Raw genomic sequence first — 12891 nt, 5'->3', positions numbered from 1 at the left:
AACGACTTGTTCGGATAATAAACGCCAATGTGATTCGGAATCCGGAAATGGGGGTGTCATTGTCCGACAAACGCGATCAAGCGGACTACAATGATTTGACGCGCTGGGGCGTAGTGGCTCTCGTGAGCAGTGCTGTCGCCATTATGAGCGTAAATCTCATTGGCCTTATTCCCGAAAGCACCCTTTCCGGTCTCCATGCTTCGCGGTTGCATGGCGGCTCTTTCAACCAAATGCGTTCGCAGGTGATCGAATTGCGGCAAGAATCCGCCCGGCTTGCGCGTGACAATCGGGCTTTGGTCAATCGACTCGATATAATCGACGACAACCGCGGAGAAGTGACCCGGCGGGTTTCCGCGCTTGAACACTCGATCCCCCTGCTGGTCGAAGTGATTCCTTTCGGCACCGATGTCGATCGTTCACTTCTCACAGCGTCTTTCACACGCGCCGGTCTCGAAATTCAGGAGGTCGATGGCGGTGCCATGGCGCTTCGCCAAATGCCCCTATTTCCGGCTGCTGCTCCGGAGGCGACGGAAATGGTTTCTCTCGAGCAACCTATGCCACCAGTGATAACGGAAAGGCCTTCTACCGATTCTGAAACGCACCAGGTACACCAAGGCATTGCAATCGGTCCGGTCATTTCCCATTCTCAGGCACCCGATGAATGGAACACCATATTGACCAGGGTTGGTTCTCTACTGGTTGGCACCGCGCCGCTGCTTATCGATTCCGGGCGTGAAAGCGAAACCCGTCTCATTGCTGGACCGTTGCCCGACAAGGCATCGGCCGAAGCATTATGCGCGCGGATTATCCGGCAGGACATGCAATGTGACCTCATGGCCTATGAAGGATTGTCATTCCTGTAGTAGAATGCACGAAAAGCGGTTGACACCACGTCGCCAGCAACTATGTTCCGCGCGTCGCCAACCAGCATATCGGCGACAACCCCTTGGTGAGGGCTCGTAGCTCAGCTGGTAGAGCACTCGACTTTTAATCGAGTTGTCCCGGGTTCGAGCCCCGGCGAGCCTACCATTTTCTTTCTGAAAAGGTCGCATTCCACGCGCAATTCCAATCGGTTATGCGCAATGTGGCCTGTTTATCGGATCGGTCACATGCTAAATCGGAACGCAAATCGAGCTTGTTTGACTGATAGGAACATATCGATGTTACGGCATTCAGCAGCATTGGGGATCGCATCGCTGCTTGCCCTTTCGGGCACCTCCCCTTCGCTCGCACAAAACGTGCATACATCCAGGCTATACGAACAAGTGCTTGAAAATGTCGAGATTGCCCTGCCCGGCCACGTACTTGATTCCTTCGGCATAGTTCGCCTCGACAAAAACCAGTCCTCAAGAATCACAATGGACGTGCCAGGCGGCATTTCAGTGCAGATCATGGGAGATTGCGATAAGGACTGCGTTGATCTCGATCTCATGGTCTATGGCGCCGAAGGCAAACTGCTGGGCGAAGACCGCCTCGAAGATTTCTACCCAATCGTCAATTTCCAGTCTGGACAAGGCGGACGGATAGAACTGGTGCTCGATCTGGTCGATTGCGCAGCCACCTATTGCTACGCTGCCTACACAGTATTTCTCGAAGAGCAGTAGATCCTTATGAACTCGCTTGGAAGCAGATTGCGCGCCATCGGCATTACCGTTGGCTTTTTCGCAGCAAGTGCGTTCGTGCTTTTAGGCACCATCTGGGCACTCGCAGCTTTGCCATTTACGATACCCGGATTGGCAGAACTTGCCAGCTATCGCCCCCATGACAGCATCGGCGCAGTCAGCGATTTCCGCATCATTGCGGTCCTTTCCGCCGCTTACCTTGCAGCGATGGCACTCGTCGTCCTGATCGATATGCCCTATTGCGACAAGATGCTGGCTATTTTCGCCGATGTCCTGTTGATGGCCGTCGCGGCGATCTGGGGCTTCATATTCGGCTATTGGCTGCTTTTGCGGTTGGCCGGTTACGAAAACTTCCTCGACCTCAATTATATCCTGGCGTCGCTTATCGCACCGTTCGTCGTTTTTGTTGCAAGCCTGGTCCCGCTGCCACGCCTTCGACATCCTTTCATATTGCGACTGCTGGTTGCCTTGGTGCTGCTTGCCGGCGCTCCATTCCTGCTCCTACACCTTGGAAGCTGAGCATTATTGTTGCAGTCCTGCAACAACGCCAGATGCGCATGGCTCTGCCCTGCCCTCGCCGAACAAGTGCCCCACTTGCGTCGCAAATCAGGGATCAACTAAGGGCAGTTAGTCTGGAGTATCTGAAATGTCTGCCCTTTCTCGCACGCTTGCGCCGCTTGCCCTGTTTCTTATGATTTCAGCGACAGGCCCTGTTCATGCAGAAACCTTCAACGACATGAGCATCGATAGGTTACGGGCCAGTGTGACCAACGAGCACCCATCGGCATATTACATTCTTTCATCGAAACTCTTTGATACCGGGCAGCGCGATGAGGCCGTTTTCTGGTTCTATGCCGGACAATTGCGCTATCGCACCCACCTTGTCTGCAATCCCGACCTTCCCGCGGATGCCGATCCAGCGCTTTTCGGTGCTCTGAGCGAAGTCATTGGCGCAGAGATCAACGCCTACGCATTTGGCGATCTTGCCATGCTTGAAGAAACCATCGACAAAGTTATCGCCTGGGACAATGACACGCCCAACAAATTCACCAATGTCCGTGATTGCGCAGACGCTTATCATGCAATCCTTCAAGGACTTAAAGAACTCAAGACCTATGTTATCGAGAACGCCGAAGAGGTTCGCGCACAGCGTGCCGCCAACGGACTGGAAAACCGATAAAATACGCCGTTCACGAAGAGCATTGGTAAAATTTATGCAAAAACTGCATTAGGCTTGGGGATTGCACGAGGAACGATTTCGTTTAATCCGCGTTTGATCTGTCGCCGCAGCCGCTGGCCATTGTTGCAAGCAATATCAAGTACGACCCATGCGTATCACCCATTTCATTATCGCTTTATGCGTATTTTCGTCGCCTGCCTTTGCACAGAGCAATGGTACGACGCTCATACCGACCGAAAGCGAACAGTCGCTTCTTGATCGGTACGTCTTTCTTTTCGGTGGCCGCATGGGCGACGACCACATGTACTCTTTTTTTAATCCGTTCGATGTCACTTACGACAACACGCTTGTTATAGGGGGCGGCTATCAGCAGTTCATGCTGCAACCGGCCGAACATTTCCGTCTGGGAACAGAGATCGGCATCGCGGCGCGGATCGGCGAGGAAAAGACCACGGCTGAAATCTGGGGCGGTGTGGTCGGACGCTACGATGGTTTTGTCATAAACGACACATTGCGCATTACACCGTCAATCACCTTCGGTATGAGTCTTGTCACCGATACGATGGGTGAAGAAGCAGCCCGGGAAGTCCATGATGGCCGTTCCGCAGGGATGGTTTTCTATCTCAGCCCGGAAATCAGTGTATCGCTTGCAGATAATCCCAATGCTGAAGTCTTTTGGCGTTTACATCATCGTTCATCGGCATGGCGCACGATTGGCGGCGGCAGTGCGAATGCAACCACAGTCGGCATCCGTTACGGATTTTAGAGCGTCAGTTCGCCAACGTCACGACAACCGCACCGCGCTTAGTGGCGACAATCGTATGTTCGTACTGAACACATAAGGCTGGTGGTACGCTCACCAGCGTCCACATATCGTCGAGCGATTTTTCTTCAGCCATCTTGCCACCAAGCGAGAGAAACGGTTCGATCGTAAAAACAAGCCCATCCGCAATCCGGCGGCGTTCGGACCGGTCCGGCCAGGTCGCAATTTCGCCCGGCTCGTCATGCAGGCTATAGCCAATCCCGTGGCTTGCGAGATTGCGGATCAGCGTATAGCCATTCGCGCCTGCAAACTTGCCGATGGCCTGTCCTACATCGGCCAGCGCTCCACCAGATTTGACAGCCCGGATGCCTGCCCACATCGCCTTTTTGCCGTCGCGGCAAAGTTTTTCAACCTGCCTTGTTGCTGGTGGAACGACGAACGACGCTCCGGTGTCGGCAAAAATGCCATCCTTTTCGGCCGAGACATCGATATTAACCAGATCGCCGGCCTCGATCACGCGATCGCCCGGAATGCCGTGCGCGATTTCCTCGTTGACCGAAATGCACGTCGCGCCAGGAAACTGATAGGTGACTTCCGGCGCCGATTGCGCTCCATGCGCGTCAAGGACACCACGTCCGATATCGTCAAGTTCCTTTGTTGTAATACCGGGTTCGAGCGCAGCAGCCATGCTATCGCGCGCAATCGCGCAGATTCGGCCAATGGCCTTGAGCCGCTCCAACTCTTCCTCGGTCGTTACCGTCACCCGGCGCCTATCCTTTCAGGTTATGAAAATGAGCAAGCAGGCCGCGGGTGGAACTGTCGTGCCCTTCCGAGCCTTCACTGCCTTCAACCTTGGTCAACAGAGCCTTTGCAAGCTGTTTTCCAAGTTCCACACCCCATTGATCGTAGGAATTGATGTTCCAGATCGTCCCCTGGACAAAAACCTTGTGCTCATAAAGCGCGACGAGCTTGCCAAGCGTCGCCGGGTCGAGCTTTTCATAAACGAGCGTATTGGACGGTCTGTTGCCGGGGAACACCTTATGAGGCAGCAGTGCCTTGATCTGCGATCTGGAAAGGCCGGTGCCCTTGAGATCGGCCATAACCTCGTCCTCGGTCTTACCCAGCATCAAGGCTTCCGATTGTGCTAGGCAATTTGCCACCAGTTTGGCGTGATGGGGTGGCAAATTTTCATGCGGCTTTACTGCAAGGAGGAAGTCGCACGGGATCACGCTCGTACCCTGATGGATCAATTGATAGAACGCATGTTGCCCATTTGTGCCCGGCTCCCCCCAGATGATCGGCCCTGTTTCCCACGCCACATCCTTGCCATTGAGCGTTACGGATTTCCCATTGGATTCCATATCCTGCTGCTGCAGATAAGCCGGGAAACGCGACAGGCGCTGGTCATAGGGAAGCACGGCATGGGTCGCAAAGCCCCAGGCGTTGCGATACCAGACCCCGAGCAGTCCCATGATCACCGGCAGATTTTCTTCCAACGGCGCTGTGCGGAAATGCTCGTCCATCTCGCCGGCTCCACGTAGGAAGGCCTCGAAATTGTCGTATCCGACCGCAATCGCCACCGGCAGCCCGATAGCAGACCAGACCGAGTACCGCCCGCCGACCCAATCCCAGAAACCGAAAATCCGGTCTTCGCGGATACCGAAATTCTGGCACCCTTCAATATTTGTCGAAACGGCGGCGAAATGATCGTTCACTGCCGCTTCACCCAGCGCCTCGGCCAGCCACTTGCGCGCCGTGTGCGCGTTGGTCATCGTCTCGTCGGTCGTGAATGTCTTGGATGCAATGACAAACAGGGTTTTTGCCGGATCCAGTGCTTTGAGCGTATCGGCCATATGCGCGCCGTCGACGTTGGAAACGTAATGGGCACGTAGATCAGGACGCGTGTAGGGCTCAAGTGCCAGTGTTACCATCACCGGCCCGAGGTCGGAGCCGCCAATGCCAATATTGACGACATCGGTGAATTGATCACCGCGATTGCCACGGATTTCACCGGTCCGGACCGCTTCGGAAAAGCCCTTGATCCGCTGGAGAACCTCCCGCACGTCAGCCATGACATCCTTGCCATCGACCATCACAGGGCTATTGCCGAAATAACGTAGGGCCATGTGCAGAACCGCACGATTTTCGGTTACGTTGATCGCCTCGCCCGACCACATGGCATCGCGGCGCCCTTCGATATCGACCTCGCGCGCAAGCTCGAACAGGGCTTTCATCGACTGGCTGTCGATGCGGTTCTTGGAATAGTCGAGCAACATATCGCCAAATCGCGCGGAGTAGGATGCGAAACGGTCCGGGTCGTGCGCGAACATTTCACGCATCGTCGTACCCGACAGCCGCTTTTTGTGCTTGGCAAGATCAGCGAAGGCTGCTTTGCGGGCCTTATTGGACATGTTTGCGCACCCCTTGTTTACTCTATTGTCGGCAGATCGCCGCGCGCCCATCCCTCACGGATTGCAGCGCAATGGTCATCGAACCGCGTGTCTTCAATCGCACTTCGCATCCCGGCCATCAACTCCTGATAATAGGAAAGGTTTATCTGGCTTAAGATCATGGCCGCAAGAATTTCCTCGCAGCGTACAAGGTGATGCAGATAAGCTCGCGAAAACCGCCGCGCTGTCGGATTGGGCGAGGTCTCATCAAGCGGGCGCGGATCGTCCTTGTGACGCGCATTCTTGAGGTTGATCACACCGAACCGCGTATAGGCATGTCCGTGCCGTCCGGCACGCGTGGGATGCACGCAATCGAACATGTCGATGCCGCGGCCGACCGCGCCTAAAAGATCGTCGGGCTTGCCAACCCCCATAAGGTAACGTGGCTTTTCCACCGGCAGATGTGGGGTAATGTCCTCAAGCACCTTGAACATCACCTCTTGCGGCTCACCGACCGCGAGACCACCAACCGAATAGCCGTCAAAACCGATATCGATCAGCCCCCTGGCAGATCGTGCCCGCAATTCGGAATTATCGCCGCCTTGCACGATACCGAACAGCGCTCTGCCCTTGGCGTCGTCGAACGCTTTTTTCGATCGCTCCGCCCAGCGAATGGAGAGTTCCATTGCCCGCTCAAGCTCGGCATATTCCGCCGGCAACGCAACGCATTCATCGAGCTGCATGATGATATCGGAATCCAGCAGCTTTTGAATTTCGATGGAACGCTCTGGCGTCAGAGTGTGCGCCGATCCGTCGATATGGGACTTGAAGGTAACACCGTCCTCATTGAGCTTGCGCAATTTGGACAGGCTCATCACCTGAAAGCCACCGGAATCGGTCAGGATTGGCCGCTGCCAATCCATGAAATCGTGCAGTCCGCCGAGCCGCGCGACGCGCTCGGCACCAGGCCGCAGCATAAGATGGTAGGTGTTGCCCAGCAGAATATCGGCGCCGGTCTCGCGCACCTGTTCAGGATAGAGCGCCTTGACCGTGCCGGCGGTCCCCACCGGCATGAAGGCAGGCGTTCGGATTTCGCCGCGTGGCGTATCGATCTGCCCCCGCCGGGCCATGCCGTCGGTGGCCTGAAGGGTGAACTGGAAATCTTCGGTCATGGATCGGCCCGGAAAAGCAGCGAGGAGTCGCCGTAGGAATAGAAGCGATATTGGTTTTCGATCGCGTGCTTATAGGCTTTGTGCATAGTCTCCAAGCCGGAAAAGGCCGAAACCAGCATGAACAGGGTCGAACGCGGCAGGTGAAAATTGGTCATCAGCACATCGACAACGCGAAACTGGAAACCCGGCGTTATGAAAATGTCCGTCTCATCGGTAAAGGGCGCCAGGGCGCCCGTAGCCCGTGCTGCACTTTCCAGAAGGCGCAGACTTGTGGTGCCAACCGCAATCACGCGACCGCCCTTTGCCTTGGCGGCCATGATGCTGTCCACAACCCCGCGCGAAACCGTGCCCCATTCGGCGTGCATCTTGTGATCTTCGGTATTGTCGGCCTTCATCGGGAGAAAAGTCCCGGCCCCCACATGCAGCGTCACACGCTCAACGCCGACACCGAGTTCATCGAGCTTTGCCAAAAGTTCATCGGTAAAGTGAAGGCCGGCTGTCGGCGCTGCTACGGCCCCATCATGACGGGCATAGACCGTTTGATAATCCTCGGAATCCCGCGCTTCTATGGTGCGCTTGGCGCCTATATAGGGCGGTAAGGGCATTGCTCCGCGCGCCTTGATCGCTTCATCGAGAGCCGCGCCGGAAAGATCGAAAGCAAGCGTCACCTGCCCGTCCTCAACCACCTTGACGGTGGCTACAAGGTCTTCAAGCATGCAGACGTCCGATGTCGCACCGAAAACCACGCGATCTCCGGCTTTCAGGCGCTTTGCAGGCCGCGCGAATGCCTGCCAGGTAAATCCATTTACCCGTTTGTGAAGGTTGAACGAGATATTGGCTGCAAATTCACCGCGATGCCGAACACCTTTGAGGTCGGCCGGAATGACTTTTGTGTCGTTTACAACCAGCACGTCGCCAGGGCGCAGAATTTCGGAAAGATCGCGCACAACGCGATCGGTCAGATTGCCGTCCGGCCCCACCACAAGCATTTTCGCGCTGTCGCGCGGCGAAACCGGATGCAGCGCAATCCGGTCCTCGGGTAAGTCAAAATCGAAAAGTTCGACTTTCATGAATTCGTCCCAAGGACCGGCAAAACATTACGCCAGATCGGCAGCAACGCGCATGGTAACGATCTTGTCCGGATTACGGACGGGCTCGCCACGCTCAAGCAGATCGACATTTTCCATGCCTTCGATCACCTTGCCCCAAACCGAATATTGCCGGTTGAGCCACGGCGCCTCGGTAAAGCAGATAAAGAACTGGGAATTGGCCGAGTCCGGAGCGGACGAACGCGCCGCAGAAACCGTTCCGCGCACGTGCTTTTCGTCCGAAAACTCGGCCTTGAGGTTCGGCTTGTCCGAACCGCCCGTGCCGTTGCCGCGGGGGCAACCGGCCTGCGCCATGAAATCTTCGATCACGCGATGGAAAACAATACCATCGTAAAACTTCTCGCGCGTCAGTTCCTTGATACGTTCGACGTGGCCGGGAGCCAGGTCAGGACGAAGTTCGATTACGACATTGCCCTTTGTCGTTTCCATGATGATGGTGTTTTCCGGATCGGCATAGGTTGCCATGAACCATTCCTTCTTATTGAAATACTTTTAGAAATTACTCTTCGATCACGCGCAGCGAGATCATCTGGTCGGGATTCTGCACCACGCCGTTTGCGCGCGGATCGCCCTGCTCGATGTTGTCGACGAATTCCATGCCTTCAACCACCTCACCGAACAACGTGTACTGACCGTTCAGATGCGGGGAGTCCGCGGTCACGATGAAGAATTGCGAATTCGCCGAATTGGGGGCCATGGACCGGGCCATTCCGAGCGTGCCGCGAACGAAGTTCTCGTTTGAAAACTCAGCTTCAAGATTAGGCAGATCGGAACCGCCGGTGCCGTTGCCAAGAGGATCGCCGGTCTGAGCCATAAATCCTGTGATAACACGATGGAAATTCAGCCCATCGTAAAAACCGGAATTGGCAAGTTCGGTAATGCGCGCAACGTGATTTGGCGCGAGGTCGGGCCGTAGCGCAAACACCACTTCCCCGTCCTTGAGGGTCAGCACCATGCGCGGCGCGTCTGCAGGAGCCTGCGCCAGCGCCGCATCGGAATTGCTTCCCTGCGCGACCGGCCATGCAACCATTGCAACGAAAAGCGCAAGAAATGCGAGTACCATGCCGCCAACCACGCGGTTGACGGGCTTTTGGGCATGTCCAGCCATTATTTCTCCAGAGCTTTGAGTACGTTTCTAGGAACAAAGGCGGTGATATCGCCGCCCATTTCGGAAATCTGCCGCACAAGCGTCGCCGAAATATGGCGAACATATGGGCTTGAGGGCACAAAAACCGTTTGCAGATCGGGAACCATCTGGGCGTTCATACCCACCATCTGCATTTCGTAATTATAGTCGGTCGTATCGCGAAGCCCACGAATGACGATGTTGGCACCTGCCTTTTGCGCCGCATGCACCATCAGGCCGTCGAACTCGATGATTTCGATTGGCGTATTGTTACGCTGGGCGATCGGTCCCGCAACTTCGGCAATAAGGTTTCGCCGCGTTTCAGGATCCAGAAATGGCCGCTTGGCGTTATGCACGCCAATGCCGACAATAAGCCGGTCAACAAGCTTGCACGCGCGCTCGATAACATCGAGATGGCCATTGGTCACCGGGTCGAACGAGCCGGGATAAAATCCAGTACGATCACTCATGGCAGCGGTTTTGTCATGCCCGGCGCTGGAGCGCAAGCCGGTTGATCGGGGCGAAGGTCACGCAAAGTGCCTGACCTACCCTGACAAATCGATAGCCTCGCTCTTATTCAGTCTGGCCCTCAACAGGCCCCTCGGACTCGCCATCTTCATCCGTTTCGTCGGATGCCTCCGGCTCAACGATCCTCTCCACGGAAACCACTTTTTCATCAGCGGCCGTACGGAAAATCGTAACACCCTGACTTGAACGTCCGACAATTCTGATACCATCGACCGGAACGCGAATGACCTGCCCGCCATTCGTGACAAGCATGAGTTGGTTGTCGTCCTCGACCGGGAACGACCCGACAAGATTGCCATTGCGGTCATTGACCGCCATGGCAACGATACCTTTGCCGCCGCGACCGGTGATCCGGTACTCAAACGATGACGTCCGCTTGCCGAAACCATTCTCCGATATCGTCAGGACGAATTGCTCGGATGCGCTCATCTCGGCATAGCGCTCCTGGCTCAATGTCGAGGCGATTGCCGTTTCGTCATCGCTTTCGCCATTCGCGTCTTCAGCTTCTCCGCGCACTGCGCGGCTCATCTTCAGATATGCGACACGCTCTTCCGAAGTCGCATGGAAATGGCGCAGGATCGACATGGAAATCACCTCGTCGCCGTCACCAAGATTGATGCCACGGACACCGGTCGAGTCGCGTCCCTTGAACACGCGCACGTCGGTAATCGGGAAGCGGATGCATTGCCCGCTTCGCGTCGTCAGCAACATGTCGTCGGTTTCGCTTGCAGTCTCCACGCCAACGATGCCGTCGCCCTCATCGAGCTTCATGGCAATCTTGCCGTTCTGGCGCACTTCAACGAAGTCGGAAAGCTTGTTTCGGCGCACGTTTCCGCGCGTTGTCGCGAACATCACATCAAGGCTGTCCCAGCTTTCCTCGTCCTCAGGCAATGGCATGATCGAGGTGATACGCTCGCCTTCTTCCAGCGGCAGGGTATTGATAAGTGCCTTGCCACGGGCATTGGGCGCCGCGAGCGGCAGCCTCCAGACCTTGAGCTTGTAAACAATCCCGCGAGACGAGAAAAACAGCACAGGCGTATGGGTATTGGCAACAAACAGCCGTGCCACAAAATCCTCATCGCGCGTGGACATGCCAGAACGGCCCTTGCCGCCGCGCCGCTGCGCCCGATAGGTGGATAGCGGTACCCGCTTTATATAGCCGCCATGCGAAACGGTAACGACCATATCCTCGCGCGCAATCAGGTCCTCGTCGTCCAGATCACCGGCAAACTCATTTATCTCGGTCTTGCGCGGGGTGGAATATTGATCGCGCACATCTTCGAGTTCCTGACGAATGATGCCCAAAACACGCTCGCGGCTGCGCAGAATATCGAGATAATCCTCGATCTGGGCGCCCAGACCATTGAGTTCATCGCCGATTTCATTGCGGCCAAGGGCAGTCAAGCGCGAGAGCGTCAGCGCAAGAATGGCACGCGCCTGCTCGTCGGACAGCTTGAATGTACCATCGGCATTCGTCGTGTGTCGCGGATCGTCGATCAATTGGATCAGATCCATGACATCGCCCGCGGGCCAGTCACGCTCCAGCAGCTTCTCGCGCGCAGTCGCAGGGTCCGGCGACGAACGGATCAGCCGGATCACTTCATCGACATTATTGACGGCAACCAGCAGCCCGACCAGAACGTGTGCCCTATCGCGGGCCTTGTTTAGCAGGAACCGCGCACGACGCGTGACCACAACTTCACGGAATTCCAGAAACAGTTGCAGAATCCGCTTGAGCGGCATCAATTCGGGCTTGCCGCCATTGAGCGCAACGAAATTACAGCCGAACGAGGTCTGCAGCATCGAGAAGCGATACAACTGGTTCAGCACGACGTCGGCCACCGCGTCACGCTTGAGTTCGATCACGACCCGCATGCCTTGTCGGTCGGATTCGTCACGAATATCGGAAATCCCCTCAATGCGCTTGTCACGCACCATCTCGGCGATTTTTTCGATCATCGTTGCCTTGTTCACCTGATAGGGAATTTCGGTAACGATGAGCGCCTCGCGCTCCTTGCGGACTTCCTCAACCGTGACCCGACCACGCATCAACACCGAGCCGCGCCCGGTTTCATAAGCTGAGCGAATGCCCGACTTGCCTAGAATAATGCCCGCAGTCGGGAAATCCGGCCCCGGCATGATCTCCATGAGCTCGTCGACGGTGATTTCCGAATTGTCCAGAACCGCCAGCGTTGCGTCGATCACTTCGCCCAGATTATGGCTGGGGATGTTGGTCGCCATGCCGACAGCGATACCGCCGCCGCCATTGACCAACATGTTGGGAAAGCGCGCCGGAAGAACAGTCGGTTCTCTTTCGGAATTATCATAGTTGTCGCGGAAATCGACAGTATCCTTGTCCAGATCCTCGAGCAGATTGCCGGTTGCCTTTTCCATGCGCACTTCGGTGTAACGCATTGCCGCAGGCATATCGCCGTCTATCGAGCCGAAATTGCCCTGCCCGTCGATCAGGGGCAGCCGCATGGAAAACTCCTGCGCCATCCGCACGAGCGAATGGTAAACCGCCGAATCCCCGTGCGGGTGATATTTACCGATAACGTCACCAACCACGCGCGCCGATTTGCGATAAGGCTTGTTATATTCGTAGCCCTGTTCGTGCATCGAAAAGAGGATGCGCCGATGTACGGGCTTCAGCCCGTCACGCACGTCAGGCAATGCCCGGCTCACGATCACGCTCATTGCGTAATCGAGATAGGAATTGCGCATTTCCTCGGTTATCGAAATTGGGTTGATGTCTGAGGGCTGCTTGCCCCTGACGTCATCTTCTGGCGTATCTGTCACAATACTCGATCTGCAACGTTTCTGCTGGCATGTGGTTTAATCGATTCCGCCAGCTAATGCCATGCGTAGCGGCAAGAGATGGCACTTTGGAGGCACACCATCCACATAAAAGGTGGGCTTGATGCTTAAAAAGGATGAAAACGTGTTGCCGAAATCGTTTTTGTCCCTTCAACTCGCCATCAAACATCCGCTTTCGAGTCTG

At 55.9% G+C, this 12891-nt stretch carries 13 protein-coding genes and 1 tRNA gene; 6 read left to right on the top strand and 8 right to left on the bottom strand.

Features of this window, described 5'->3' with window-relative positions; all coding sequences use genetic code 11:
- The first annotated feature begins 59 nt into the window (after window positions 1-59).
- The 6 genes from EO133_RS02020 (at window position 60) to EO133_RS01995 (ending at window position 3568) form a co-directional block, all read left to right on the top strand.
- Entirely contained in the window at window positions 60-863 is an 804-nt protein-coding gene (locus EO133_RS02020) for a hypothetical protein (RefSeq protein WP_127071007.1), read from the top strand.
- A 90-nt stretch (window positions 864-953) separates the two neighbouring features.
- Window positions 954-1029: transfer RNA gene (locus EO133_RS02015), tRNA-Lys, on the top strand.
- Between the two features lie 131 nt (window positions 1030-1160).
- Window positions 1161-1604 (top strand): hypothetical protein, encoded by a 444-nt coding sequence (locus EO133_RS02010; RefSeq protein WP_127071006.1) that lies wholly within the window; start codon window positions 1161-1163, stop codon window positions 1602-1604.
- Between the two features lie 6 nt (window positions 1605-1610).
- Window positions 1611-2141: a hypothetical protein gene (locus EO133_RS02005; RefSeq protein WP_127071005.1), complete on the top strand. Its 531-nt coding sequence runs from the start codon at window positions 1611-1613 to the stop codon at window positions 2139-2141.
- Between the two features lie 127 nt (window positions 2142-2268).
- On the top strand, window positions 2269-2802 hold the full coding sequence (locus tag EO133_RS02000; protein ID WP_127071004.1) for a hypothetical protein: 534 nt from the start codon (window positions 2269-2271) through the stop codon (window positions 2800-2802).
- Window positions 2803-2950: 148 nt separating this feature from the next.
- Window positions 2951-3568 (top strand): hypothetical protein, encoded by a 618-nt coding sequence (locus EO133_RS01995; RefSeq protein ID WP_127071003.1) that lies wholly within the window; start codon window positions 2951-2953, stop codon window positions 3566-3568.
- Window positions 3569-3572: 4 nt separating this feature from the next.
- On the opposite strand, the gene map is transcribed toward EO133_RS01995, so the two are convergent.
- The 8 genes from map to gyrA form a co-directional block, all read right to left on the bottom strand.
- The gene (map, locus tag EO133_RS01990) at window positions 3573-4328 is read right to left on the bottom strand and encodes a type I methionyl aminopeptidase (protein WP_127071002.1); all 756 of its coding nucleotides are present in this window, start codon (window positions 4326-4328) and stop codon (window positions 3573-3575) included.
- Window positions 4329-4335: 7 nt separating this feature from the next.
- Window positions 4336-5976, bottom strand: a complete 1641-nt coding sequence (pgi, locus tag EO133_RS01985; protein ID WP_127071001.1) for a glucose-6-phosphate isomerase — start codon at window positions 5974-5976, stop codon at window positions 4336-4338.
- Between the two features lie 17 nt (window positions 5977-5993).
- The gene (tgt, locus tag EO133_RS01980) at window positions 5994-7127 is read right to left on the bottom strand and encodes a tRNA guanosine(34) transglycosylase Tgt (protein WP_127071000.1); all 1134 of its coding nucleotides are present in this window, start codon (window positions 7125-7127) and stop codon (window positions 5994-5996) included.
- On the bottom strand, window positions 7124-8197 hold the full coding sequence (gene queA / locus EO133_RS01975) for a tRNA preQ1(34) S-adenosylmethionine ribosyltransferase-isomerase QueA (RefSeq protein ID WP_127070999.1): 1074 nt from the start codon (window positions 8195-8197) through the stop codon (window positions 7124-7126). The genes tgt and queA overlap by 4 nt, the downstream gene beginning before the upstream one ends.
- 27 nt (window positions 8198-8224) lie before the next feature.
- A complete protein-coding gene (locus EO133_RS01970) occupies window positions 8225-8701 on the bottom strand; it encodes a peptidylprolyl isomerase (RefSeq protein WP_127070998.1) in 477 nt (158 codons plus the stop codon).
- A 34-nt stretch (window positions 8702-8735) separates the two neighbouring features.
- On the bottom strand, window positions 8736-9191 hold the full coding sequence (locus EO133_RS01965; RefSeq protein WP_428372622.1) for a peptidylprolyl isomerase: 456 nt from the start codon (window positions 9189-9191) through the stop codon (window positions 8736-8738).
- 152 nt (window positions 9192-9343) lie between these two features.
- Window positions 9344-9832, bottom strand: coding sequence for a pantetheine-phosphate adenylyltransferase (gene coaD, locus EO133_RS01960; RefSeq protein WP_127070997.1), 489 nt, complete (start codon window positions 9830-9832; stop codon window positions 9344-9346).
- A gap of 103 nt (window positions 9833-9935) precedes the next feature.
- On the bottom strand, window positions 9936-12689 hold the full coding sequence (gene gyrA, locus EO133_RS01955) for a DNA gyrase subunit A (RefSeq protein WP_280516121.1): 2754 nt from the start codon (window positions 12687-12689) through the stop codon (window positions 9936-9938).
- Between the last annotated feature and the right edge of the window lie 202 nt (window positions 12690-12891).

Origin of the sequence: Pelagibacterium lentulum (assembly GCF_003992625.1) — a bacterium.
Taxonomy (GTDB): domain Bacteria; phylum Pseudomonadota; class Alphaproteobacteria; order Rhizobiales; family Devosiaceae; genus Pelagibacterium; species Pelagibacterium lentulum.
The sequence above is the reverse complement of the archived record's forward strand: the minus strand, read 5'-3'. Positions and strand labels throughout refer to the sequence as shown.

Bases quoted from the DNA above. Each gene is read 5' to 3' on its own strand.
- EO133_RS02010 (WP_127071006.1), top strand. From the start codon at position 1,161: ATGTTACGGCATTCAGCAGCATTGGGGATCGCATCGCTGCTTGCCCTT.
- EO133_RS02005 (WP_127071005.1), top strand. From the start codon at position 1,611: ATGAACTCGCTTGGAAGCAGATTGCGCGCCATCGGCATTACCGTTGGC.
- EO133_RS02000 (WP_127071004.1), top strand. From the start codon at position 2,269: ATGTCTGCCCTTTCTCGCACGCTTGCGCCGCTTGCCCTGTTTCTTATG.
- EO133_RS01995 (WP_127071003.1), top strand. From the start codon at position 2,951: ATGCGTATCACCCATTTCATTATCGCTTTATGCGTATTTTCGTCGCCT.
- pgi (WP_127071001.1), bottom strand. From the start codon at position 5,976: ATGTCCAATAAGGCCCGCAAAGCAGCCTTCGCTGATCTTGCCAAGCAC.
- tgt (WP_127071000.1), bottom strand. From the start codon at position 7,127: ATGACCGAAGATTTCCAGTTCACCCTTCAGGCCACCGACGGCATGGCC.
- queA (WP_127070999.1), bottom strand. From the start codon at position 8,197: ATGAAAGTCGAACTTTTCGATTTTGACTTACCCGAGGACCGGATTGCG.
- EO133_RS01970 (WP_127070998.1), bottom strand. From the start codon at position 8,701: ATGGCAACCTATGCCGATCCGGAAAACACCATCATCATGGAAACGACA.
- EO133_RS01965 (WP_428372622.1), bottom strand. From the start codon at position 9,191: ATGGTGCTGACCCTCAAGGACGGGGAAGTGGTGTTTGCGCTACGGCCC.
- coaD (WP_127070997.1), bottom strand. From the start codon at position 9,832: ATGAGTGATCGTACTGGATTTTATCCCGGCTCGTTCGACCCGGTGACC.